Origin of the sequence: Scandinavium lactucae, from assembly GCF_033843265.1 — a bacterium.
In the GTDB taxonomy this organism is placed as follows: domain Bacteria; phylum Pseudomonadota; class Gammaproteobacteria; order Enterobacterales; family Enterobacteriaceae; genus Scandinavium; species Scandinavium lactucae.
In genome coordinates this window covers 14,283-37,192 of record NZ_JAWXRD010000001.1, presented here as the reverse complement: position 1 = coordinate 37,192, position 22,910 = coordinate 14,283, and the positions used below count along the sequence as shown (strand labels likewise).

Sequence of the window (22,910 nt, the reverse complement as noted above, 5' to 3'; positions counted from 1 at the left end):
CAATACGCCCCGCCGCCGCCGGGCCTACACTGCACCTGCTGATTAAAAGGGGCAACAAATGCTGAGTGGTGTGCTGTACGCCTTGCTGGCGGGATTGATGTGGGGACTGATTTTCGTGGGGCCGCTGTTGGTACCTGAATACCCGGCGGTGTTGCAGTCGATGGGCCGGTATCTGGCGCTTGGTCTGATTGCGCTCCCGTTGGCGTGGCTTGGCAGAGCGCGGTTAAAACAGCTCAGCACACGCGACTGGCTGACGGCGCTGTCCCTGACCATGATGGGCAACCTCATTTATTACGTGTGTCTTGCCAGCGCCATTCAGCGGGCTGGCGCGCCTGTTTCCACCATGATAATCGGCACCCTGCCAGTGGTTATCCCGGTGTTCGCCAATCTGCTCTACAGTCAGCGCGACGGCAAACTCTCGTGGCTCAGTATGGCACCCGCTCTGGCCTGCATCGCATTGGGCTTAGCGTGTGTGAATATCGCCGAGCTTCGCCACGGTATAAGCCATTTCAGCTGGTGGCGCTATGGCAGCGGTATCGGGCTGGCATTCATTTCGGTGGTGTGTTGGGCGTGGTATGCGCTGCGTAACGCCCGCTGGCTGCGGGAGAACCCGGATAAACATCCGATGATGTGGGCCACCGCCCAGGCGCTGGTCACGCTGCCGATGTCATTGCTGGGGTATGTACTGGCCTGTGCGTGGCTAAGCGGTCAGGGACAATCGTTCCCCTTGCCGTTCGGCCCGCGTCCTGTCGTCTTTATCACCCTGATGATTGCCATCGCGGTGTTCTGCTCTTGGGTCGGGACACTGTGCTGGAACATTGCCAGTCAGCGACTGCCGACGGTGATCCTCGGGCCGTTGATCGTCTTCGAGACGTTAGCCGGGCTGCTGTATACGTTTATGCTGCGCCAGAGCCTGCCGCCGTTGCTGACGTTCACGGGCATTGTGCTGTTGGTCGTAGGGGTGGTTATCGCTGTGCGGGCCAAACTGCAAAAGCCGCAAATTCAGGCCCTTGAATAAGGACCTGAGAGGATCATTAGTGTCCGGTTACCACAGCCGCAGCAACAGGGTTGTCAGACTGTGCAACCACGGCGGTACGTGCCACAGGATGCGCACCGCCGCCCGTGGCGACAGCCATTTCAGCAGGGTGATCGGATGATGCGATGACCGCGCCACGTTCAACTGGGTGTGCGCCATTACCACTGGTCGCCGCGGCCATTGCCACAGGGTGGTCGGCTGTCGCCACAACGGTTGTTCGGGCAATCGGATGATTAGCGAAAGCAGGGAGACTCACGACGGCGAAGGTTAATGCCAGAATAGTTTTTTTCATAATATTACCTCTAATAAACTCATTTATAACGACAAAATATCAGATAGAGATTTCATCGAAATTCATTTACTAGTGTCTAACCTTCGTGATGACTGTGCAAAGTGTAATCGATTTAAAATTGAATTTTAGACATGAAGGGGAGAGGGAAGCAGTAATAGAGCCAGCGCTGACTGACCCTATTACTGGGGATCGAACTACGCAGTACGTTTCTTGCCGAGCATCCACCAGCCCAGGCCCAGCACCACAAACCACAGTGGGGTGACGATCAGCGCCTGACGGGTATCGTCCTGCAAGGTGAGCAGCACCAGCACAAACACAAAGAACGCCATACACACCCAGCACATCAATTTGCCGAGCGGCATTTTGTATTTCGATGCTTCATGCAGCTGCGGACGCTGTTTGCGGTAGACCAGATACGAACACAGAATGATGGTCCACACGAACATGAACAGGATCGCCGATACGGTGGTGATCATCGTGAACGCGGCAATGGCGCTTGGGTTCACATACAGCATCACCACCCCGCCCAGCAGACAGATACAGGAGAAGGTCAGCCCTTTCGCCGGGACCGCACGCTTAGAGAGTTTAGCGAACGCTTTCGGCGCAACGCCGTCCTGCGCCAGACCGAACAACATACGGCTGGTTGAGAACACACCGCTGTTAGCGGATGACGCCGCCGAGGTCAGCACCACGAAGTTAATGATGCTCGCCGCCGCAGGCAGGCCCACCAGCACGAACAGTTCAACGAACGGACTCTTGTCCGGCACCACAGAACCCCACGGCGTGACCGACATGATAACCACCAGCGCAAACACGTAGAACATGATGATGCGGATAGGAATGGAGTTAATCGCGCGCGGCAGGGATTTTTCCGGGTCTTTGGTTTCGGCCGCCGTAGTGCCCACCAATTCAATCCCGACGAAGGCAAACACCGCTATCTGGAATCCGGCAAAGAAGCCGCTCAGGCCTTTCGGGAACCAGCCACCGTCATTCCACAGATGGTCGAACGAGGCCTGCACGCCGCTTGGCGAAGTGAAGTGCGTCATAATCATCACCAGGCCGACAATTACCAGGCCAACGATGGCGACGATTTTGATCATCGCAAACCAGAACTCCATCTCGCCAAACATCTTCACGGTCGCCAGGTTCAGGCCCAGCAACAGCAGGATGACCGCGATCGATGCCACCCAGTCGGATAATCCAGGGAACCAGAACTGTGCATAGGAGGTAATCGCCACCACGTCTGCCATCCCGGTCACTACCCAACAGAACCAGTAGGTCCAGCCGGTAAAGTAGCCTGCCCACGGACCGAGCAGGTCGGCGGCGAAGTCGCTGAAGGATTTGTATTCGAGGTTCGACAGCAGCAATTCACCCATTGCACGCATGACGAAAAACAGCATGAAGCCGATGATCATATAGACGAAGATGATCGACGGCCCGGCCAGGCTGATGGTTTTGCCCGAGCCCATAAACAAGCCGGTGCCTATCGCGCCGCCGATAGCAATCAGCTGAATATGCCGGTTAGTGAGATTGCGCCGCAGCGACTGTTCAGTCGATGCGTCTTCTTGTGCAGCGACTTTTATTTGGTCTACCATGTGATTTATTCCTGTTGTTCCTGTTGTGTTGTGCTGGCTCTGCGGCCATTGAATACATCTGTCGATGTTTCATTTTTGAGTCGTATCGATAGTAGGAAAGAATCGGCGGGTTGAATACTGTGAAATGACGATAATGTTAATAACATGTTGGAAGTGAGTGTTATATCACTCTACTAACGCGAAACAGTTCACAAAAATACACTGCCTGCACCACAATGCAAGATTAAATGCTAACAAAGCGATAACTTAGGGATATTGCACTGCGTGTTGACGTCCTCTCCCGTCTCCGGGAGAGGATCCAGCGGCCTTACAGGATTTCGAGCAGTTCGACTTCGAAAACCAGGGTGCTGAATGGTGGGATTGATGCGCCTGCACCACGCTCTCCGTAAGCGAGGTTGTGCGGAATAGTCAGTTCCCATTTAGAGCCAACCGGCATCAGGGTCAGAGCTTCAATCCAGCCTGGAATGACGCCGTTTACCGGGAATTCAGCTGGTTCGCCGCGCGCGACGGAGCTGTCGAACACAGAACCGTCAATCAGTTTGCCGGTGTAGTGAACGCGAACACGGTCGGTACGCGCTGGAATTGCGCCTTCGCCCTGAGTGATAACGCGGAATTGCAGACCGGATTCGGTGCTGCTTACGCCGTCTTTCTCACGGTTTTCTTCCAGATATTTCACGCCTTCCGCCGCCATCTCTTCGAAGCGCTCACGACGAACGGCGTCTGCACGCTCGTGAATTTCACGCAGCGCACGGTGCACGACATCCACCGGAACCTGCGGCTGTTTGCCTTCCAGTGCATCAGCAATACCAGCGACCAGTGCTTCTGGCAGCAGGCCCTGCAGGCCGGATTCGCTAAGCTGTTGTCCTACCTGGAGGCCGATTCCGTAACTGGCCTGGGCTTCAATGGTGTCAAAAGTCGGGGTTGCCATGGTCTTTCCTTTAATCGGATGAAAATCAGCGGGCAGCATAACAGCCAGACCGCATCGGGTAAAACTTTGTCTCGGCAGAATTATGTATATACTGAGGGACAAAACAGGGAAACGCGGAGCAGGAGGTGACCCATGCCCGGGCGATTCGCACTACAACCTACGTTGTTAAAAATCTGGCATGCACCGGATAATTTCAGACTGATGGATCCGCTGCCGCCACTGCATCGTCGCGGTATTATCGCGGGTTTTCTGCTGGTCATCATCGGCTTTCTGCTTCCCTCTGGCGACGATGTACCAGCCCAGCCGGTAAGCCGCAACGCGCAGCTCGATATCCAGTCACAAACACAGACCCAACAGGGGAATCTACAGCAGCCGTTGCCCCCGCTGGCGTCTACGCCGCCGGTGAACGATCCGGGCCAGGCTGCGCCGGTAATGCCTGAAGTTGTACAGGAAGACCAACCTGACGATGAGCCGCAGCAGGTACAATCTCAGTCACAGACACAGGTTCAACCCGCGCCCGCTGAGACTCAGCAGCAATCTGTGCCGGGCATTGAACAGCAATGGCGCAGCTATCGCGTAGAGCCGGGTAAAACCCTGGCGCAGCTGTTCCGCGACCACAACCTGCCGCCAACGGATGTCTACGCGATGTCAAAAGTGGAAGGTGCCGGAAAGCCGCTGAGTTCCTTACAGGCCGGGCAAATCGTGCAGGTGCGCCAGAATGCGAACGGCGTGGTGACCGGGCTGACGATTGACAGTGGAAACGGACAGCAGGTGCTATTTACCCGCCAGGGTGACGGCAGCTATATTCGCGTTCGTTAACCTTTTCGCCCGGCGGTACTGCGCCTGCCGGGCACGCTTCACGTACTACGCTTATTGACCCACCAAATCCCTGAGCACACCAGCACCAGCGCCACCGCGTATTTCCATTCCAGGATAGTCTCGCCGAGGAAAATGCCTGACAGCACGGTGCCCGCCACCGGGATAACAAAATTGAATGGGGCAATCATGCTCACGCGGTTGTGTTTCAGCAGCGTGCTCCAGAGCGCAAAGGCCACCGACGAGAGCAGAGTCAGATAGCCAAGCACCGCCATGGACTCAATGCCATGAAACGCCAGCGTGCCGCCGCCAAGGTAGCCCCCGACCACCAGCGCCAGGCCGCCGATACCTAACTGCCAGCCGGTCATCACCGTCGGATCGACCGTTTGCGAGATGCGTTTCCCGTACAACGTCGCCGCCGAGAGAATAAAGGCCGCCAGCACCACAAATCCATCCCCGCGCCAAACGAAGCTGAAATCCACCAATGAATGGCTGAAGTTCACCAGCATCACCCCCGCAAAGCCGAGAATACAGCCCAGGCTTTTGTTATAGCTGAGTTTGTCGTTCTGATAGATAAAGTGCGCCAGCAGGACGCTAAAGAAGGTGCCGGTGGCATTCATGATCGAGCCTTTCACCCCGGTGGTGAAAGAGAGTCCGATATAGAAAATGGCATACTGGAGCGAGGTTTGGGTCAAGCCCAGCAGCGTCAACTGACCAAACTGCCTGCCGCTGAGGCGTGCAATCGGCTTACGCTGCGCCATGGCGAACAATAGCAGCAGGAGCCCTGCGAACAGGAAGCGGTATCCGGCAAAAATGATTTTCGACGGAATATCGTCGGTGGCAATCTGGAAAATCTCATAGCCATTTTTGATGGCGGGATAGGAACTCCCCCACAGCAAACAGCACAGGGTTGCGCCTGCATAGACCACATTTTTGCGGATAAAGAGCGGAGCGGGAGGAACCATTTCCATATATGAGCCCTGAATTAAAATAGCGTTTTAATTCATTATCCGGAAATGTGTGGCCAATAGCCAGTCGGGCAACCTGAAAGGTCGGTACAAAAAAGCGGGGCTAAAAAGCAAAACGCCGGCACATGGCCGGCGTTTTGTCGTGATTACAGAGTAATTAATTACTCAGCAACAACGTTTACTACCAGTTTAGCGAACACTTCGCTGTGAACCTGGAAGTCCACTTCGTGCTCACCAGTGGTACGCAGAACGCCGTTCGGCATGCGAACTTCGCTCTTAGCAACAGTCACGCCAGCAGCAGATACTGCGTCAGCGATGTCACGGGTACCGATAGAACCGAACAGTTTACCTTCGTCGCCTGCTTTAGACGCGATGGTAACGGTGCCCAGTGCGTTGATTTTCTCAGCGCGAGCTTCAGCAGCAGTCAGAACGTCAGCCAGTTTGGCTTCCAGTTCTGCACGGCGTGCTTCGAAGAATTCAACGTTTTTCTTGGTAGCTGGAACAGCTTTACCCTGTGGAACCAGGAAGTTACGAGCGTAGCCCGCTTTAACGTTTACCTGATCACCCAGGCTGCCCAGGTTTGCTACTTTATCAAGCAGAATAACTTGCATTACCTTATCCTCTCAAAGTCGTGTTAATGGACTGTGGCCGATTACTGATGACGATCAGTGTACGGCAGCAGGGACAGGTAGCGAGCGCGCTTGATGCAACGAGCGAGCTGACGCTGGTATTTTGCACGAGTACCGGTGATACGGCTCGGGACAATTTTACCGCTTTCGGTAATGTAGTTTTTCAGCGTAGCGATGTCTTTGTAATCAATCTCTACAACGCCTTCCGCGGTGAAACGGCAGAACTTGCGACGACGGAAATAACGTGCCATTTGGCTAGTCTCCAGAATCTATCAATTCAATCTGCTCGACATGCAACACCATTTTGCTCAGACCATTACGTGCCTTGTGGCAACTGATAAAGCCCTGAACGGTGATTTGCGTGCCGACCGTTATACTGTGAGTAATGGCCTGGTTCTCGTGTCCGCTAATAATAACGGGCATTTGACACCATGCCTGCCGGTGAAAACCGGCTTCCTCCTGCATCGATCGGTGCTCAAGCACGAACTGGCAGTGAGGAATTCCTGATGGGCTGACCTTTCGAAGGGGTGCCCTGCACACTGTGCCGGACAACACCAGACGGTTGGCCATCAGCGATTACTCTTCAGAATCCCCAGCTTCAGCATCATCTGCGGTTTCGTTAGCGAAATCATCGCGACGTTCACGACGCTCGTCTTTCGCTTTAACCATCGGAGATGCTTCAGTCACAGCGTGTTTAGTACGCATAACCATGCTGCGGATAACGGCATCGTTGAAGCGGAAGTTTGTTTCCAGCTCATCGATAACTTCCTGCGGGGCTTCAACGTTCAGCAGAACGTAGTGAGCTTTGTGCAGTTTGTTGATCGGGTAAGCCAGCTGACGGCGGCCCCAGTCTTCCAGACGGTGGATCGTACCTTCTGCTGCAGTGATTGCACCAGTGTAACGCTCGATCATACCCGGAACCTGTTCGCTCTGGTCAGGATGGACCATAAAAACGATTTCGTAATGACGCATCGAATTGCTCCTTACGGATTATTCAGCCTCCTGTCTGGGTCAGCCGCGGCCCATGGAGGCAAGGAACGTGGTTAAAGGGCGGCTGAAAAATTGACGCGTAATCATACTTGCAGGGCATGGGAAACTCAAGGTGATTGCGCAATTAATTCGCACGAAGGGCAAAGCGGAAGGAAGTCAGTGGCTTAAAATTAAACAACCCAGAATGCGCCAATTTTTTGAACAACTGCATCAGAAATGGTCGCTAATGAATCGATAAGGAGCGATTACACTTAAATCATAAGTTATCAGTACGCAAAAGGAGACTTCGCCGTAACGCAGCAGGTTTAAGGAGTCACTATCATGAAAAACATCGCAATCGCCGTACTGGCTGCGCTTTTGCTCAGTGCAAACGTGACCGCAGCCATCAAGATCGACGGCCGACAGGCCAGAAATATGGACGATGTGCAGAGCTTAGGCGTTATTTACATCAATCATAACATCGCCACTGAAAGCGAAGCAGATCAAGCCTTGAGTGAAGAGAGTGACGCCCGTGGTGCCAAATACTTTCACCCAATCCTTATCCATGAACCCGGCAGCAATGGCTTAATTCACGCCAGTGCTGACGTTTACCGCTAGCACCAGGAAAAACAACAGAACGTATTTGCCCTGACTGAACCCTGCCCCCGCACTGCGGGGGCTTTTTTTTGTGGTCGGCAATTACTTTTCTCGTTGTCCGTAGTAGGCATTGGGGCCATGTTTGCGGCTGAAGTGCTTCTCCATCAGCCAGCTGTCGATAGGCTTGAGCTGTGGATTTATCCCTCGCGCCAGCCACGCCATTCGCGCTACTTCTTCCATGACCACCGCGTTGTGAACGGCCTCATGCGCATCTTTCCCCCACGCAAAAGGCCCATGCTGCCAGACCACCGCCCCGGGCGTGTGCAGCGGTTGCGCATCGCCGAGCGTTTCGATGATCACCTTCCCGGTGTTGTGCTCGTAGTCCCCCTGCACTTCCCCTTCGCTCAGCGGGCGGGTACAGGGAATATCCCCGAGAAAATAATCCGCATGGGTGGTGCCAAGTGCCGGAATAGCCAACCCCGCCTGTGCCCAGGCGGTGGCATGGGTCGAATGGGTATGCACCACGCCGCCGATGTCGGGATACTGGCGGTACAACGCCAGATGGGTCGCGGTATCGGAGGATGGGCGATAGCGCCCTTCCAGCACGTTGCCGTCAAGATCGACCACCACAATGTCGTCGGCAGTCAGCGTTTCATACGCTACTCCGCTGGGTTTAATCGCCACCCGCCCACGCGCGCGGTCAATAGCGCTGACGTTTCCCCAGGTAAATGTCACCAACCCATAGCGGGGTAAATCCATATTAGCGGCAAAAACCTGCTGCTTAAGCTGCTCCATTACGCGACCTCCATCAGACCAGCATTTGCCATCCGGGTGAGTACCCAGTCGCGGGCTTTCACCACTTCTGCCAGCGGGTCTTCCGCCGTTTCGCTCCACATTTCAATCAGGTAAGGGCCGCGATAGCCGCTTTGCTTCAGCGTGCTGAAACACTGTTCGAAATCCACCACGCCTGACCCGAACGGCACGTTCTTAAACTCACCAGGACGGGTATCTTTCACATGCACTGCCACGATATGCCCCACGCCCGCCTGCAACTCCATTTGCACGTCGTTATCCCAGGCCGACAAATTGCCGATATCTGGGTAAATCTGGAACCACGGATTATTAAGAAAGTGAGCGTAGCCGAGCGCCTTGCTGATGGAATTCATCAGCGGGTAATCCATGATTTCCATCGCCAGCGTGACCTGCGCGCGACTCGCCATCTCGACGCTCTCTTTCAGCCCTTCGCGAAAGCGACGGCGCGTTTCGTTGTTCGCCTGCTGGTAATAGACGTCGTAACCCGCCAGCTGGATGACACGAATGCCGACGTCCTGCGCAAACTGAATGGCGCGGCGCATGATATCGAGCCCCTGCTGGCGCACCGCATCATCTTCGCTGCCGAGCGGGAATCGACGATGGGCACTCAGGCACATCGACGGCACTTTCACCCCGGTTTCCGCCACCGCATTGATCAACGCCAGCTTCTGCTCCCGGCTCCACTCCAGTCGGGAAAGTCGGGCATCGGTTTCATCCACTGACATTTCAACGAAATCAAAGCCCAGGGTTTTGGCGAGACTCAGGCGTTCCAGCCAGCACTCCCCGGCGGGAAGCGCTTTTTCATAAATACCCAGCGGAACCTGTTTTGACAGCATAGCCGCTCCTTAACCCCACAGTTGAGCGATAGACCGCTTGAACTGGCGCGCGGCCTCGATCGGATCTTTTGCATCCCGGATGCTGCGCCCGGCGATAAACACGTGAATGGGAATCCCTTTAAACAGCGGCAAATCCTCCAGCGCCAGGCCACCGGTCACTGTGACCTTAAAGCCCATCTGCGCGAGGCGTTTGATGGCGGTGATGTCCGCCTCGCTCCACGCCACGCCTGCCGCCTGCGCATCCCGACTACGGTGATACACCACCTGCCCAATACCCGCCTGATGCCACTCCTCGGCCTGTTCCCAGGTCCAGAATCCGGTCAGTTCAATCTGTACGTCGCCGTTAAATTCTTTGGCGACCGCGAGCGCACCTTTAGTGGTGTTGATATCCGCGCAGCAAATCACGGTGACCCAGTCGGCATTGGCCTCAAAACACATCCGCGAGAGGATTTTTCCGGCATCGGCAATTTTGGCGTCCGCCAGCACAATCTTGTGTGGATACAGCGCTTTGAGGTCACGCACGGCGCGAACACCCTCGGCAACGCAAAGAATGGTGCCGACTTCAATGATATCCACTTCTTCGGCGATCAATCGCGTAGTGGCGTAAGCGTCGGCCATGGTCTGGTTATCGAGCGCAACCTGGAGCATAGGTAATGAAGGGGTCATAGCATTTCCTTGTTAAGCAGTCGCCGCAGTGGCGCTATCAATAAGAGTCAGTACGTCCTGTTCGGTGCGGCAGGCACGCAGGCGGTCAAAATTGTCTTCGTCCTCAAACAGATTGACGATTTGCATGATGCCCACTTCCTGATGGGTGTTGGCATCGACCGCCGCAAGGGTGATGAGGATATCGACCGGATCGTTGTCTTCATGGTTAAACACCAGCGGCTTCTCGAGCGTCACCAGCGCGAAACCGGTTTTCTTCACGCCTTCTTCCGGACGGCCATGCGGCATCGCCAGGCCTGGCGCAATCACGAAATAGGGGCCGTGCTGTTCCACGCCATCCAGAATGGCCTGGTAATAGCGCGGCTCCACGACGTCGGCTTTAACCAGCAGATCGACGCCCAGCTTGACCGCCTCCTGCCAGGTATTGGCCTGCGCCTGAAGCAGAATCGAATGGTTGTCAGCCAGCGAGTCACGAAGTTTCATGGCGCGTCCTTATTTCAGGTCCTGAGGAAAATGCGCGGTAATCACTTCAATAAGCTTCGGGCCAAAATCCGCCGCCGACAGCATATTGCGCACGCCCACGACATGTTTGTTGCCCGTCACCGTGATTTCCCCGGCGATGTGCGTCGAGGCGATAATGATGTCGGCCCCGCTCAGTTCACTTTTATATTCGCCCACCGCACAGCTGTTCACCGAGTGCTCGACGCCCTGCTCGGTCAGGAACTGATCCACCTTCATTTTCATGATCATGGAACTGCCCTGCCCGTTACCGCATACCGCCAGAATTCGTACCGTCATAATGTCGATCCTTTTAGTGGGCAGAAGATTCTGCCAGGTGTTTTTCTGCATCTTCTTCCGCGCGCAACGTACGCCCAGCGAAGACCATATAAGCCAGGGCAATCACGATAATGAGTGCCATAAAGACAATGCCGATGGACGCGAAGCCCTGCATCATTGGTGGAGCGAGAATTGACCAGTCCGCCATGCCCATCCATGCGCTCATGCCGGTCAGTTTTACCGCCCAGACGCAGCCAAAAATCTCAATCATCCCCATGACCAGACAAATCTTGAGCGCCGCGCGCCAACCGCCAAAGTGGTTCGCGAAGACACCAATGGTGGCGTTTGAGAAGAACATCGGAATGAAGCCAGGGATAATCATGATGGAGGAACCGAAGCCGATCAGGATCCCGACAGCAATCAGTTGCCCGACCGTGCCCCAGATGAATCCCCAGACCACGGCGTTTGGAGCAAAGCTGTAGATAGCGGCGCAGTCGATAGCCAGCACCGCGCCGGGGATCAGGCGCTGCGAAATGCCGTTAAAGGCCTCGGACAACTCCGCGACAAACATGCGCACGCCCTGCACGATGATGAAAATCGCCACTGCGAACTGGAAGCCGGTTTGCAGAATGTAGATAGTCCAGTGCACTTTCCCGGCCATCGCCTGAACCACATCAATACCGAACGAGAGGAGAATGACGCCAAAGAACAGAGTCATAACAATCGCGGTGGAGACAATGTTGTCATGGAAAATATTCAGCCAGCCGGGCAGGTTGAGATCTTCGACGCTCTCCTCTTTCTTGCCAAGGTACGGCGCGATTTTGTAGGCAATCCAGGAGGCAAACTGCTGTTGATGGCCAATCGAGAAGCCACAGTTGTCAGTCACCATCTGCGTCGGCTTGTACATCATGTTGGAGGTGATCCCCCAGTAGAGCGACACCAGCACCGCGGTGCAGATAATGGTGGTCCACATCGGGTAGCCGAGAATATAGAAGAACACCGCAATCAGCCCGGCCTGCTGGAACATGATGTGCCCGGTGAGCATGATGGTGCGGATCCCGGTGATACGCCGCAGCAGCACGTACAGAATGTTCAGCGCCAGCGCCAACAGCACGGCATATCCAACCCAGCTGTAGGCATCGCCCATCCGCTCAATGGTCGCCATCATCGACGCGTAGGTATCTGATATTGCGCCGTTAATGCCATACACTTCCGACATTTTCGCGACGACAGGTTTGAAGGTTCCGGTCAAAATGCCCGACCCCGCCTGCAGCAACATAAAACCGATAATGGTTTTGATGGTGCCTTTGATTACCACGCTGATGCTTTTACGCAACAGGACGTAACCCAGGCACGTCACGATACCTAATAGCAGCGGGGCGTTGGTCATGACCTGGTTAAAGAACACGCTAAAAACGGTGTAGAGGAACGCCATAATGATCTCCGTGGGTGGAATCATCGGGCGAGTTGGCAGCGCCCGGGTTTGTGGTGCTCACTCTAATAATCATAAATAATCACCACAAGATTGAATTTGATTAAATGCGAGTCAGCTCTCAAATTATCTCCACAGAGATTTCATGGCTTTCATCTTTCCGCTGTTTACGTCAATAAATACAGTCAAAAGCGCTCATCGAAAACACTTCTGCACTGCCTTTCACGCCGATAAACGGCATGATCCCCACTCTCGCAACGCTCTAAAAATGCACAACTGACAGTTGCGCTGGTTGAAGATTGATGTCAGGATTAATCAACAACAATCATTTAGTGATTTATTTTGACAACCCATTTGACAACCAAGAAGGAAAGTCACGATGAGTAAAGTGGACACCATTACCCGCGAATCCTGGATCCTGAATACGTTTCCGGAATGGGGCAGTTGGCTCAATGAAGAGATCGAGCAGGAAAAAGTCGCGGCAGGAACCTTCTCCATGTGGTGGCTGGGCTGCACCGGTATCTGGTTAAAGTCCCAGGGCGGCGCGAATCTGTGTGTCGACTTCTGGTGCGGAACCGGCAAGCAAAGCCACGGTAACCCGCTGATGAAGCAGGGCCACCAGATGCAGCGCATGGCCGGGGTGAAGAAGCTCCAGCCAAACCTGCGCACAACTCCGTTCGTACTGGATCCTTTTGCTATTCGCCAGATTGATGCCGTACTTTCTACGCACGATCACAACGATCATATTGATGTGAACGTAGCTGCCGCGGTGATGCAAAACTGCGCGGCAGATGTGCCGTTTATCGGCCCGCAAACCTGCGTCGATCTGTGGATCGGCTGGGGCGTGCCGCGTGAACGCTGCATCGTCGTCAAGCCGGGTGACGTGGTTAACGTCAAAGACATTGAAATCCATGCGTTAGATGCCTTTGACCGCACGGCGTTGATCACCCTACCTGCCTCTCAAAAAGCGGCTGGCGTGTTGCCAGACGGCATGGACCAGCGCGCGGTCAACTATCTGTTCAAAACACCGGGCGGCAATCTGTATCACAGCGGCGACTCCCACTACTCCAACTACTACGCGAAACACGGCAACGAGCACCAGATTGACGTGGCATTGGGCTCGTACGGTGAAAACCCACGAGGTATCACCGACAAAATGACCAGCGCCGATATGCTGCGAATGGCGGAAGCGCTGAATACTAAAGTGGTCATCCCGTTCCATCACGATATCTGGTCGAACTTCCAGGCGGATCCGCAGGAAATCCGCGTGCTGTGGGAGATGAAAAAAGATCGCCTGAAGTATGGCTTTAAGCCGTTTATCTGGCAGGTTGGCGGCAAATTTACCTGGCCGCTGGATAAAGACAATTTTGAGTACCACTACCCGCGCGGCTTCGACGATTGCTTCACCACCGAACCGGATCTGCCGTTTAAATCCTTCCTTTAAGTCTGAGCAGGCGCGGCACCGATCCGGGGGGATGAGGTCGCGCCCGCGTTAAGACGACATTGATTTAGTAATTTCAGGCTATTTCAAATATCATCAGTAAAAATCACGGATCTTCGGAATAGCGCATGACGGAAGCACAACGGCATCAAATTTTACTCGAACTGCTGGCGCAGTCCGGTTTTGTCACCGTTGAACAGGTGATTGAAAAACTGGGTATTTCCCCTGCCACCGCGCGTCGGGATATCAATAAACTGGATGAAAGTGGCAGGCTAAAAAAGGTGCGTAACGGCGCGGAGGCCATCAGCCAGCAGCGCCCGCGCTGGACGCCGATGAACATCCACGAAGCGCTGAATCACGACGAAAAGGTGCGTATTGCGCGCGCGGCTTCGCAGCTGGTTAATCCGGGCGAAAGTGTGGTGATCAACTGTGGTTCGACCGCCTTCCTGCTGGGCCGGGAAATGTGTGGCAAGCCGGTGCAGATAATCACTAACTACCTGCCGCTGGCTAATTTTCTGATAGACCAGGAACACGAGAGTGTGATCATTATGGGCGGCCAGTACAATAAAAGTCAGGCCATCACCCTGAGCCCGCAGAGCAGCGAAAATTCGCTGTATGCCGGACACTGGATGTTCACCAGCGGTAAAGGACTGACCGCCGACGGGCTGTATAAAACCGATATGCTGACTGCGATGGCCGAACAAAAAATGCTCAACGGTGTGGGGAAACTGGTGGTGCTGGTCGACAGCACCAAAGTGGGCGAGCGCGCGGGGATGCTGTTCAGCCGCGCCGATGAAATCGACGTGGTCATCACTGGCAAAGATGCCAGCCCTGAGATCCTTCAACAGCTCGAGGCGCAGGGCGTAAAGGTTGTACGGGTTTAAAGCGTTTGGCGAAAGAACGCCACCGTCGCGTCCAGCGCTTCCGGCGTGATGCGGTGGCGAACGCCTGCCTGCCACTGGAAGGTGAGCTGCCCATCAAGCCCGTGTTGCTTTAACGCCTGCTGTAAACGGAAAGATTCGGCGGCGGGAACCACATCGTCGTCTTCCCCGTGCCACAGCATCAGCGGCTTAGCGGCCAGCTTGTCCAGCTGATGTCCGACGTCCCACTCGGCGAGTTCGGGTGGAAAAGTGGGTGACGGAAAAAGCGTCCGGGAAAGCGAGGTAAAATAGCCGGAGCCCATCAGGCTCGCCCCGCATGTCAGCTCCGGGTGATGCGTCATGATCCCCAGCGCGGTCATTCCGCCCATTGATGCACCGGCAACCGCCAGCCGCCCCTCTTCCAGCCAGCCCTGTTGCACAATCGCGTCACGCAGCGCGGAAAACCCCTGACAGCTGTTCAGCAAAATGGGCCAAAAACGCTGGAGCCGCCCGGCAGCATCGCCGTTAAATCGTGCCCCGTGCTCAGGGGCATCAGGCATAATCACCCGAAATCCAGCCTCGGCCAGTGCAACAGCAAAATAGCTGTAGACCACCCGGGAAGAGGTGAATCCATGATAAAAAATGATACAGGGCAGCGCGCTCCCGGATTTGCCCTGCGGATAAGCATGCAAAATCTCGCCGCCCGCCAGATTGCGCATTTCAAGTTCAATCATTTATTTTCTCCTTCTTTTATGCTGGTATGACACGCAGCATTCTCACACGCAAGTTTATCCTTTTTGAGTTGCTGTTAATGTTGAGAGCTGGATTACGCTTTTACGATTATTTCATTCGAAAATCGCGCCAGAGATAACAGTTCGGGAACATTCCCCCTAAACGCAAATTATTAATCACTACACTAATGATTATCAGGAAACGGGATATGGCTATGCGACGTGTTACGCCAATGCTGCTGGCGCTTTTACTGTGTGGATGTAGCGTACTTCAGGGAACACCTGAAGCGCCGCCACCGCTGACCAGTCATCCGCAGGAAATCCAACGAAATCAAACGGAAGGCCTGCAGAAAATAGGAACGGTTAGCGCCATGGTGTACGGTTCACCAATGGACGTTGAAGCAGAGATCAAGGCTAAGGTCACCGCCGCCAAAGCCGATTACTACGTGATTGTCATGATCGATGACACCGTAGTGCCGGGGCAATGGTATTCACAGGCAATTATGTATCGCAAACAATAAGCGAGCATCATTTAGCCAGATTTACATTGCTTTTCAGCCGTTCACGTTTCCCGATGCACAATGACGTCATGCCGCTTTTCAGGATGCACGTCTGCAATGGATTGCCCAGGGCTAACCTCGGGTTACGTGAAATGGAGCTGACGACGATGAAACACGCCTTTGCCTACACATTAGGATTTTCTAACACCACGGCGCAGTCTGCGGAATTTGCCAGCGCCGATTGCGTGACCGGACTGAATGAAATTGGTCTGATTTCCGTCAATAATATTTCAGGCAGCCTTCAGGATGTCGAACACGTGATTGCCCTTAAAGCCGACGAGCAAGGGGCGAGCTGGTATCGCATTATCCAGATGTATGAAGAGCAGCATGCCGATAACTGGCGCGTGCAGGCGATTCTCTACGCCTGATAAGAGGGGCAGACGGAACGCCTGCCCTGATGATTTATCCCGCGCCCCCCGTGGCACGCCGCAACAAATCATCCTGAACCCGTTCATCCAGCATCACACCTCCGCGCACGTCGAGCATCATTCGACACCATGCCTGCGCCACCGGCGGCGTCGCGGTTTTCAACATTTGCGCCCCACAGCCTAGCAGATACAGCTGCTGCGTTATCTCCCGTCCTTGCGCTTCCGACGGCTTACGCAGACGCTGCTGGAACTGTCGCCAGGCCCTGTCGAAATGCCGGTCTTGTCCTTTCACCTCATTGCATTCCGCACTGAGCAAATCCAGAACGCCAAACTGTTTTGTCAGCACACGCAGCACATCGAGGCACATAATATTGCCAGAACCTTCCCAGATGCTGTTCACCGGCATTTCCCGATACAGACGCGGAAGTTCGTTATCTTCGCAATAGCCGATGCCGCCCAGCACTTCCATCGCCTCGGCCACGAACGGGATACCCGCTTTGCATACCGCAAATTTTGCCGCGGGGGTAAACAGCCGCGCCCAGAGGGTTTCCTCCGGCGAACGTCGATTATCCCACGCCCTGGCGAGGCGGAACAGAAAGGCGGTCTGGCCTTCGAGCTGTAATGCCATTCGGCTGAGCACCTGGCGCATCAGCGGCTGAGTAATCAGCGTCTTACCAAACGCCTGTCGTTGATGGGCGTGATACAGCGCCACCGACAGCGCGCGGCGCATCAGTCCGTGGCTACCCAGCGCACAGTCAAACCGGGTCAGGCCGCCCATCCTGAGAATGAGCCTGATACCTTCCCCTTCTTCACCTAACAGCCAGCCGGTGGCGTCGGTAAACTCGACTTCACTGCTGGCGTTCGAGCGGTTGCCGAGCTTGTCTTTCAGACGTTCGATCCGGATGGCGTTGCGCTGTCCGTCCGGCAAAAAGCGGGGAACAAAGAAGCATGACAAGCCACCTGTCGCCTGCGCCAGCACTAAATGCGCGTCGCTTTGTGGCACCGAGAAAAACCACTTATGCCCCACCAGCCGGTACCTCTCGCCGTCGATTTTTTCCGCCCGCGTGGTATTGCTCAGCACGTCCGAACCACCCTGCTTTTCGGTCATACCCATACCAATTAACAGCCCGCGCTTCTGACTGCCCGGCAGAAAATGGGAGTCGTAACGATCGCTCATCAGCGGCGAGAGCCAGTCGGCAAAGGCTTTGGGCAGCAATTGCTGTAACAATGGCGTGGCGGCGAAGGTCATGGTTATTGGGCAGAGCGTCCCGGCCTCGACCTGAGCATGAAGGATAAAGCGGGCGGCGCGGGCCACAAATGCTCCCGCTCGCGCCTCATCTTCCCAGGCCAGATTATGTACCCGGTTGGCGCACAGCCCCTGCATTAGAAGGTGCCATGCAGGGTGAAAACGTACATCGTCGAGCCGCTCACCCGTCGCGTCATAACGCAGTAACTCCGGTGGGTTCACGTTCGCCAACCGCCCGAGCTCCAGCGACTCCGCAGCGCCGAGCTGCTGCCCGATGCTAGCCAGTAAATCCACGTCCCAGGCCGCACCTTCGCGCATCACCGCCTCGCGCAGGGCGCTGTCTGAGAGAAAAAGATTACTGTTACTGAGCGGAGTCGGCTGATTAAACACCGTATGGGTTTGCCAGTGCATCGTGTCTCCCTCCTTCATTGGCATCAGCCGTAAGTATGGTTGCCCTCTGCCTTTCTGCCTGTGAAACTCCGGACAAAAAAGAATCATCTCTTGCTTCGTGAAGCACATCACAGGCGTAAGAATTTTAAATCTTGTTATCGTTTTTGTATGGAATAATTTATTCACATGTTAATACGATGGTCACCCCGGGACGGTTTATGCAAACAGGGTCAGCAGCAGCGGCGCACAAGCGGGCGCTTATCGCCGGTTCAATCGGCAATTTCATCGAGTGGTACGAATTTGCCGTCTACGGTTTCCTGGCTACGGTGATTGCCAAAAACTTCTTCCAACTGGAGGGCGAAGCGCCGCTCACCGGGTTGATTCTTACCTACGCGGCGTTTGCAGTGGCATTTTTCTTCCGCCCGTTGGGCGCGGTGGTTTTTGGCCGGATGGGAGACAGAATCGGACGTAAACCGACGCTGATTCTGGTGCTGGTAATGATGACGCTCGCGACCACCGCCATTGGCCTGGTGCCGGTATACGCGAGCATTGGCGTCGCCGCCCCGCTAGTATTAACCGCACTGCGTATATTGCAGGGCCTGTTTGCCGGAGGCGAGTACGGCGGGGCCGTGTCGTTGATGACCGAGTTTGCCCCGCGTGGCAAACGTGGCCTGTACGGTGCCTGGCAATCCTTCACCGTGGCACTGGGCCTGCTGGCGGGGGCGGGTATCGTCGCGCTGCTGTCTGCCCTGTTAAGCCCGGAAGCCATGCTCGACTGGGGCTGGCGCGTACCGTTCTTCCTGGCGTTACCTATGGGTGGCGTTGCGCTTTGGCTACGGGTCAATATGGAAGAGACTCCGAGCTTTGTCCGTCAGCAAGCAACTGCTACCCCGGCGATTAAAGCCAGCACCCGCTCCACCTTTAACGCCATTATGACCGGCATCGGTCGTCTGATGGTGTGGTCGGCGGCGGGATATACCTATCTGGTGATCATGCCTTCCTATCTGCAGTCTGCGCTACATACCGGATTTAACCAGGCACTGCTGATTGCGGTGATTTCAAATATTGGCTTCGCCGCGACCATTATTCCGGCAGGCATCCTGAGCGATAAAATAGGCCGTCGCACGGTGATGGTGAGTGCGGCTGTACTGCTGCTGGTCCTGGCGCAGCCATTGCTTAATATTTTGCAGGCAGAGTCGAGCACGCTGTGGGTAAAAGCGGGAGTAGTTCTGATTGCGGGGGGTCTGGTCGGAATGCTGGCAGGGCCAGGCCCAGCGATGCTGGCTGAGATGTTCCCGACCAAAGTGCGCTATACCGGGCTGGGGTTGGCGTATTCGTTGTCCAACGCGTTTTTCTCAGGCTGTGCGGGGTTGATCATCACCGGGCTGATTAAGCAGACGGGTAATCTCGATATTCCGGCTTATTACGTGATGGCCACGGCGGTGGTGAGTATTGTCGCACTGATGACGCTGAGAAAGGACGACCATTTGCGGTCACTGGATGAGTAAACCAATTGCCCGGCGGCGCTACGTTTGCCTGACCTACTGAGATGGAAGTCAGGTAAACGTAACGCCATCAGGTATTAACGATTAACTTCTCTGACGCACGGCCTCGAACAGGCAAATACCGGTGGCGACAGACACGTTCAGTGACGACACGCTGCCTGCCATCGGAATGCTGATCAGTTCATCGCAGTGCTCACGGGTCAGACGACGCATCCCTTCCCCTTCGGCCCCCATCACCAGCGCCATGCTACCGGTCATTTTGCTCTGATACAGCGTATGGTCGGCTTCACCTGCCGTGCCCACGATCCAGACGTTCTCTTCCTGCAACAGTCGCATGGTGCGCGCCAGGTTAGTCACCCGGATCAACGGCACGTTTTCAGCCGCGCCACAGGCGACTTTCTTCGCCGTCGCATTGAGCTGGGCAGACCGATCGCGTGGGACAATCACCGCATGAACACCCGCAGCATCGGCACTACGCAGACACGCGCCAAGATTATGGGGATCGGTCACGCCGTCGAGGATCAGCAGGAACGGATTATCGAACTGCGCCAGCAGGTCAGGCAGATCGTTTTCCTGATACTGTCGGCCCTCTTTCACACGGGCGATGATCCCTTGATGCACAGCACCTTCGCTTTTCTCATCCAGGTACTGGCGGTTAGCCACCTGGATCACCACACCCTGGGCTTCCAGGGCATGGATCAGCGGCAGAAGACGTTTGTCTTCACGGCCTTTCAGAATAAATACTTCCTGAAAACGCTCTGGAGCGCGCTCCAGCAGGGCCTGCACCGCATGGATGCCGTAAATCATTTCACTCATGAATGGTACTCGTAAAGGGTTAATTGCTATTCCCCTCACCTCAACCCTCCCCGCAAAGCGGCGAAGGAGAGGTCAAGAGTGAGGGTAAAAATTACTCGGCTACTTTCTTTTTCGAAGCGCGTTTGGCTTTGGTCGCGGTGGCGATTTTAAGCGTTTTGTCCGACGGTTTTTTCGCTTTCTTACCGGCGGCGTCTTTACTCGCTTTCGGCTTTGCCTGGCCTTTGTCACCCCGGAAGGCGCTGTCCGGCTCGAAGTTCACCTTTTTGCCCGCCTGACGACGTCGGTTGCCATTACCCGGTTTCTTCGCTTTTTCGCGCGCGGTTTTACCCACGTTGCGCGGACCGCGTTCGCTGGAAATCAGTGAGAAGTCGATCTTACGCTCATCCATGTTGACGGCTTCAACTTTCACTTCCACGCGATCGCCCAGACGGTAGGTTTGGCCGCCCGATTCACCAATCAGGCGCTGCCCGACCTGGTCGAAACGGTAGTAGTCGTTATCGAGAGAAGAAACGTGAACCAGACCGTCGATAAACAGATCGTTGAGGCGCACGAAGAAGCCGAAGCCAGTGACGCTGGCGATAACGCCCGGGAAGACGTTACCGACCTGATCCTGCATGAAGTCACACTTCAGCCAGTCAGAGACTTCACGCGTCGCTTCATCGGCGCGGCGTTCGGTCATCGAACAGTGCTGGCCCAACTGGAGCATCTCTTCCATGCTGTAGTGCCAGCCACCGGTATCGGTGGAGTTGCCAGTGTGCCCCTCATCTTTCGCCAACAGATATTTAATGGCGCGGTGTAGCGACAAATCCGGGTAACGACGAATCGGTGAGGTAAAGTGCGCGTAAGACTGCAACGCCAGCCCGAAGTGACCGCGGTTTTCCGGGTCATATACCGCCTGTTTCATCGAGCGCAGCAGCATGGTTTGCAGCATTTCATGATCGGGGCGATCGGCGATCGACGTCAGCAATTCTGCGTAATCGCGCGGCTCAGGCTTATTCCCGCCCGGTAGCTCAAGACCCAGCTCCGCCAGCACGGTACGGAAGGACGTGATGGCCTCTTCGGTAGGCTTGTCGTGAATACGGAACAGCGCAGGCTCTGACTCTTTCTCAACGAAGCGCGCCGCCGAAATATTCGCGAGGATCATGCACTCTTCAATCAGTTTATGCGCATCGTTACGCTGCGTTTGCTCAATGCGCTCAATGCGGCGCTCGGCATTGAAGATAAACTTCGCTTCTTCGCTTTCAAACGAGATCCCGCCACGTTCAGCACGGGATGTATCCAGCACTTTGTAGAGATTGTGCAATTCTTCGATATGCTTCACCAGCGGGGCGTACTGCTCACGCAGCTCCTGATCGCCTTGCAGGATATGCCAGACCTTGTTGTAGGTCAGACGCGCATGAGAACTCATTACCGCTTCGTAGAATGTATAACTTGTCAGGCGTCCTTTTGCCGAAATGGTCATTTCACAGACCATACACAAGCGGTCAACCTGCGGGTTCAGAGAACACAGGCCGTTTGAGAGCACTTCCGGCAGCATCGGTACAACCTGCGACGGGAAGTAGACCGACGTGCCGCGATTGCGGGCTTCGGCATCCAGGGCCGTTGGTGGACGGACGTAGTAGCTAACGTCAGCGATGGCTACCCACAGACGCCAGCCTCCGCCGCGTTTCTTCTCGCAGAACACGGCGTCATCGAAGTCACGGGCATCTTCGCCATCAATTGTCATCAGCGGCAGGTCACGCAAATCTACGCGGCCAATTTTCGCTTCTTCAGGCACCTGCTCTTTCAGACCAGCAATCTGTTTTTCCACTTCTGGCGGCCAGACGTACGGGATTTCATGGGTACGCAGCGCCATGTCTACGGCCATGCTGGTGCCCATGTTATCACCCAGCACTTCAACAATTTTACCGATAGCTTTTGTACGGCGTGTTGGACGCTGAGTCAGCTCAACCACCACTACAAAGCCCATCCGCGCGCCCATCACTTCTTCTGGCGGGATGAGGATATCAAAGCTCAGACGGCTGTCGTCTGGCACCACGAAACCGATGCCTGCATCGGTAAAGTAACGCCCGACGATTTGTCCCGTTCTGGCTTCGAGCACGCGGACAATTCGCGCTTCGCGACGGCCTTTACGATCGGCCCCCAGCGGCTGCGCCAGCACCAAATCGCCGTGCATACACATTTTCATCTGTTCAGATGAGAGATAGAGATCGTCTTTGCGCCCTTCGACGCGCAGGAAACCAAAACCGTCGCGGTGGCCAATGACTTTGCCTTTCAGCAAATCGAGGCGTTCCGGCAGCGCATAGCACTGACGGCGAGTGAAGACCAGTTGCCCGTCGCGCTCCATGGCACGCAGACGGCGACGCAGGGCTTCCTGCTGCTCTTCTCCTTCGATTTTCAGCTCAGTCGCCAGCTCGTCTCGGCTGACCGGTTTTTCGCGTTTGGCAATAAAATCGAGGATGAATTCCCGGCTCGGGATAGGGTTCGCGTATTTTTCAGCTTCGCGTTCCTGGAAAGGATCGTGTGACATAGCGGTTCCTCCGTTGTCAGCTCCGGTAAAGTAATATACCCGTCATACTTCTCGTGGCATGTGCGTTGGCTACGTCCGCTCACCCCAGTCACTTACCTGAGTAAGCGCTTGG

General features: G+C 55.2%; 26 protein-coding genes. 8 read left to right on the top strand and 18 right to left on the bottom strand.

Annotated features, from left to right (window positions below; translation table 11 throughout):
• Positions 1–58 precede the first annotated feature (58 nt).
• Positions 59–1,018: a DMT family transporter gene (locus SIK69_RS00195; RefSeq protein ID WP_319628415.1), complete on the top strand. Its 960-nt coding sequence runs from the start codon at positions 59–61 to the stop codon at positions 1,016–1,018.
• A gap of 16 nt (positions 1,019–1,034) precedes the next feature.
• On the opposite strand, the gene SIK69_RS00190 is transcribed toward SIK69_RS00195, so the two are convergent.
• The 3 genes from SIK69_RS00190 to bamJ all read right to left on the bottom strand — a co-directional run bounded on the left by SIK69_RS00190 (position 1,035) and on the right by bamJ (position 3,851).
• Positions 1,035–1,328, bottom strand: coding sequence for a hypothetical protein (locus tag SIK69_RS00190; RefSeq protein ID WP_319628416.1), 294 nt, complete (start codon positions 1,326–1,328; stop codon positions 1,035–1,037).
• A 194-nt stretch (positions 1,329–1,522) separates the two neighbouring features.
• A complete protein-coding gene (gene cycA / locus SIK69_RS00185; protein ID WP_319628417.1) occupies positions 1,523–2,923 on the bottom strand; it encodes a D-serine/D-alanine/glycine transporter in 1,401 nt (466 codons plus the stop codon).
• Positions 2,924–3,230: 307 nt separating this feature from the next.
• The gene (gene bamJ, locus SIK69_RS00180) at positions 3,231–3,851 is read right to left on the bottom strand and encodes a BamJ family beta-barrel-assembly machinery protein (protein ID WP_319628418.1); all 621 of its coding nucleotides are present in this window, start codon (positions 3,849–3,851) and stop codon (positions 3,231–3,233) included.
• A 132-nt stretch (positions 3,852–3,983) separates the two neighbouring features.
• On the opposite strand from bamJ, the gene SIK69_RS00175 reads away from it, so the two are divergent.
• Entirely contained in the window at positions 3,984–4,670 is a 687-nt protein-coding gene (locus tag SIK69_RS00175) for a LysM-like peptidoglycan-binding domain-containing protein (protein WP_319628419.1), read from the top strand.
• Between the two features lie 38 nt (positions 4,671–4,708).
• On the opposite strand, the gene SIK69_RS00170 is transcribed toward SIK69_RS00175, so the two are convergent.
• The 5 genes from SIK69_RS00170 to rpsF all read right to left on the bottom strand — a co-directional run bounded on the left by SIK69_RS00170 (position 4,709) and on the right by rpsF (position 7,236).
• The gene (locus SIK69_RS00170) at positions 4,709–5,638 is read right to left on the bottom strand and encodes a DMT family transporter (protein ID WP_319785120.1); all 930 of its coding nucleotides are present in this window, start codon (positions 5,636–5,638) and stop codon (positions 4,709–4,711) included.
• Positions 5,639–5,796: 158 nt separating this feature from the next.
• Positions 5,797–6,246, bottom strand: a complete 450-nt coding sequence (gene rplI, locus SIK69_RS00165; protein ID WP_319628421.1) for a 50S ribosomal protein L9 — start codon at positions 6,244–6,246, stop codon at positions 5,797–5,799.
• A 41-nt stretch (positions 6,247–6,287) separates the two neighbouring features.
• A complete protein-coding gene (rpsR, locus tag SIK69_RS00160; RefSeq protein WP_002210155.1) occupies positions 6,288–6,515 on the bottom strand; it encodes a 30S ribosomal protein S18 in 228 nt (75 codons plus the stop codon).
• 4 nt (positions 6,516–6,519) lie between these two features.
• Complete coding sequence (gene priB, locus SIK69_RS00155; RefSeq protein ID WP_319628422.1) at positions 6,520–6,834, bottom strand: primosomal replication protein N; 315 nt, start codon at positions 6,832–6,834, stop codon at positions 6,520–6,522.
• A 6-nt stretch (positions 6,835–6,840) separates the two neighbouring features.
• Positions 6,841–7,236 (bottom strand): 30S ribosomal protein S6, encoded by a 396-nt coding sequence (gene rpsF / locus SIK69_RS00150; protein WP_096758559.1) that lies wholly within the window; start codon positions 7,234–7,236, stop codon positions 6,841–6,843.
• A 339-nt stretch (positions 7,237–7,575) separates the two neighbouring features.
• On the opposite strand from rpsF, the gene yjfY reads away from it, so the two are divergent.
• Positions 7,576–7,851, top strand: a complete 276-nt coding sequence (gene yjfY, locus SIK69_RS00145) for a DUF1471 family protein YjfY (RefSeq protein ID WP_319785119.1) — start codon at positions 7,576–7,578, stop codon at positions 7,849–7,851.
• Between the two features lie 81 nt (positions 7,852–7,932).
• Here yjfY and SIK69_RS00140 read toward each other — a convergent pair whose 3' ends face one another.
• From SIK69_RS00140 to ulaA, 6 genes are read right to left on the bottom strand one after another with little or no spacing between them, the layout of a single operon-like run.
• Complete coding sequence (locus SIK69_RS00140) at positions 7,933–8,625, bottom strand: L-ribulose-5-phosphate 4-epimerase (RefSeq protein WP_319785118.1); 693 nt, start codon at positions 8,623–8,625, stop codon at positions 7,933–7,935.
• The gene (locus SIK69_RS00135) at positions 8,625–9,479 is read right to left on the bottom strand and encodes an L-ribulose-5-phosphate 3-epimerase (protein WP_319785117.1); all 855 of its coding nucleotides are present in this window, start codon (positions 9,477–9,479) and stop codon (positions 8,625–8,627) included. Before SIK69_RS00135 ends, SIK69_RS00140 begins: the two co-directional genes overlap by 1 nt.
• 9 nt (positions 9,480–9,488) lie before the next feature.
• A complete protein-coding gene (locus tag SIK69_RS00130) occupies positions 9,489–10,145 on the bottom strand; it encodes a 3-keto-L-gulonate-6-phosphate decarboxylase UlaD (RefSeq protein ID WP_319628426.1) in 657 nt (218 codons plus the stop codon).
• 12 nt (positions 10,146–10,157) lie between these two features.
• Positions 10,158–10,625: a PTS ascorbate transporter subunit IIA gene (gene ulaC / locus SIK69_RS00125; protein ID WP_319785116.1), complete on the bottom strand. Its 468-nt coding sequence runs from the start codon at positions 10,623–10,625 to the stop codon at positions 10,158–10,160.
• A 9-nt stretch (positions 10,626–10,634) separates the two neighbouring features.
• Positions 10,635–10,940 carry a PTS ascorbate transporter subunit IIB gene (ulaB, locus tag SIK69_RS00120; RefSeq protein WP_319785115.1) on the bottom strand — a complete coding sequence of 102 codons (306 nt, stop codon included), beginning with the start codon at positions 10,938–10,940 and terminating at the stop codon, positions 10,635–10,637.
• 13 nt (positions 10,941–10,953) lie between these two features.
• Entirely contained in the window at positions 10,954–12,354 is a 1,401-nt protein-coding gene (gene ulaA, locus SIK69_RS00115) for a PTS ascorbate transporter subunit IIC (protein WP_319785114.1), read from the bottom strand.
• Positions 12,355–12,730: 376 nt separating this feature from the next.
• On the opposite strand from ulaA, the gene ulaG reads away from it, so the two are divergent.
• Positions 12,731–13,795: an L-ascorbate 6-phosphate lactonase gene (gene ulaG, locus SIK69_RS00110; protein WP_319785113.1), complete on the top strand. Its 1,065-nt coding sequence runs from the start codon at positions 12,731–12,733 to the stop codon at positions 13,793–13,795.
• A 125-nt stretch (positions 13,796–13,920) separates the two neighbouring features.
• Positions 13,921–14,676, top strand: coding sequence for an HTH-type transcriptional regulator UlaR (gene ulaR / locus SIK69_RS00105; RefSeq protein WP_319628431.1), 756 nt, complete (start codon positions 13,921–13,923; stop codon positions 14,674–14,676).
• Here ulaR and yjfP read toward each other — a convergent pair.
• Positions 14,673–15,386, bottom strand: coding sequence for an esterase (gene yjfP / locus SIK69_RS00100; RefSeq protein ID WP_319628432.1), 714 nt, complete (start codon positions 15,384–15,386; stop codon positions 14,673–14,675). The genes ulaR and yjfP overlap by 4 nt on opposite strands.
• A 206-nt stretch (positions 15,387–15,592) precedes the next feature.
• Here yjfP and bsmA point away from each other — a divergent pair, with 206 nt between their 5' ends.
• Positions 15,593–15,904: a biofilm peroxide resistance protein BsmA gene (gene bsmA, locus SIK69_RS00095; protein ID WP_319628433.1), complete on the top strand. Its 312-nt coding sequence runs from the start codon at positions 15,593–15,595 to the stop codon at positions 15,902–15,904.
• Positions 15,905–16,035: 131 nt separating this feature from the next.
• On the top strand, positions 16,036–16,311 hold the full coding sequence (locus SIK69_RS00090) for a YdgH/BhsA/McbA family protein (RefSeq protein ID WP_319628434.1): 276 nt from the start codon (positions 16,036–16,038) through the stop codon (positions 16,309–16,311).
• Between the two features lie 34 nt (positions 16,312–16,345).
• Here the strand turns inward: SIK69_RS00090 and SIK69_RS00085 are convergent, their stop codons facing one another.
• Positions 16,346–17,968, bottom strand: coding sequence for an isovaleryl-CoA dehydrogenase (locus tag SIK69_RS00085; RefSeq protein WP_319785112.1), 1,623 nt, complete (start codon positions 17,966–17,968; stop codon positions 16,346–16,348).
• Positions 17,969–18,165: 197 nt separating this feature from the next.
• On the opposite strand from SIK69_RS00085, the gene SIK69_RS00080 reads away from it, so the two are divergent.
• Positions 18,166–19,455, top strand: coding sequence for an MFS transporter (locus tag SIK69_RS00080; RefSeq protein WP_319785111.1), 1,290 nt, complete (start codon positions 18,166–18,168; stop codon positions 19,453–19,455).
• An 81-nt stretch (positions 19,456–19,536) separates the two neighbouring features.
• On the opposite strand, the gene rlmB is transcribed toward SIK69_RS00080, so the two are convergent.
• Positions 19,537–20,268 (bottom strand): 23S rRNA (guanosine(2251)-2'-O)-methyltransferase RlmB, encoded by a 732-nt coding sequence (gene rlmB, locus SIK69_RS00075; protein WP_319628437.1) that lies wholly within the window; start codon positions 20,266–20,268, stop codon positions 19,537–19,539.
• 91 nt (positions 20,269–20,359) lie between these two features.
• The gene (gene rnr / locus SIK69_RS00070) at positions 20,360–22,798 is read right to left on the bottom strand and encodes a ribonuclease R (RefSeq protein WP_319785110.1); all 2,439 of its coding nucleotides are present in this window, start codon (positions 22,796–22,798) and stop codon (positions 20,360–20,362) included.
• Positions 22,799–22,910 lie beyond the last annotated feature (112 nt).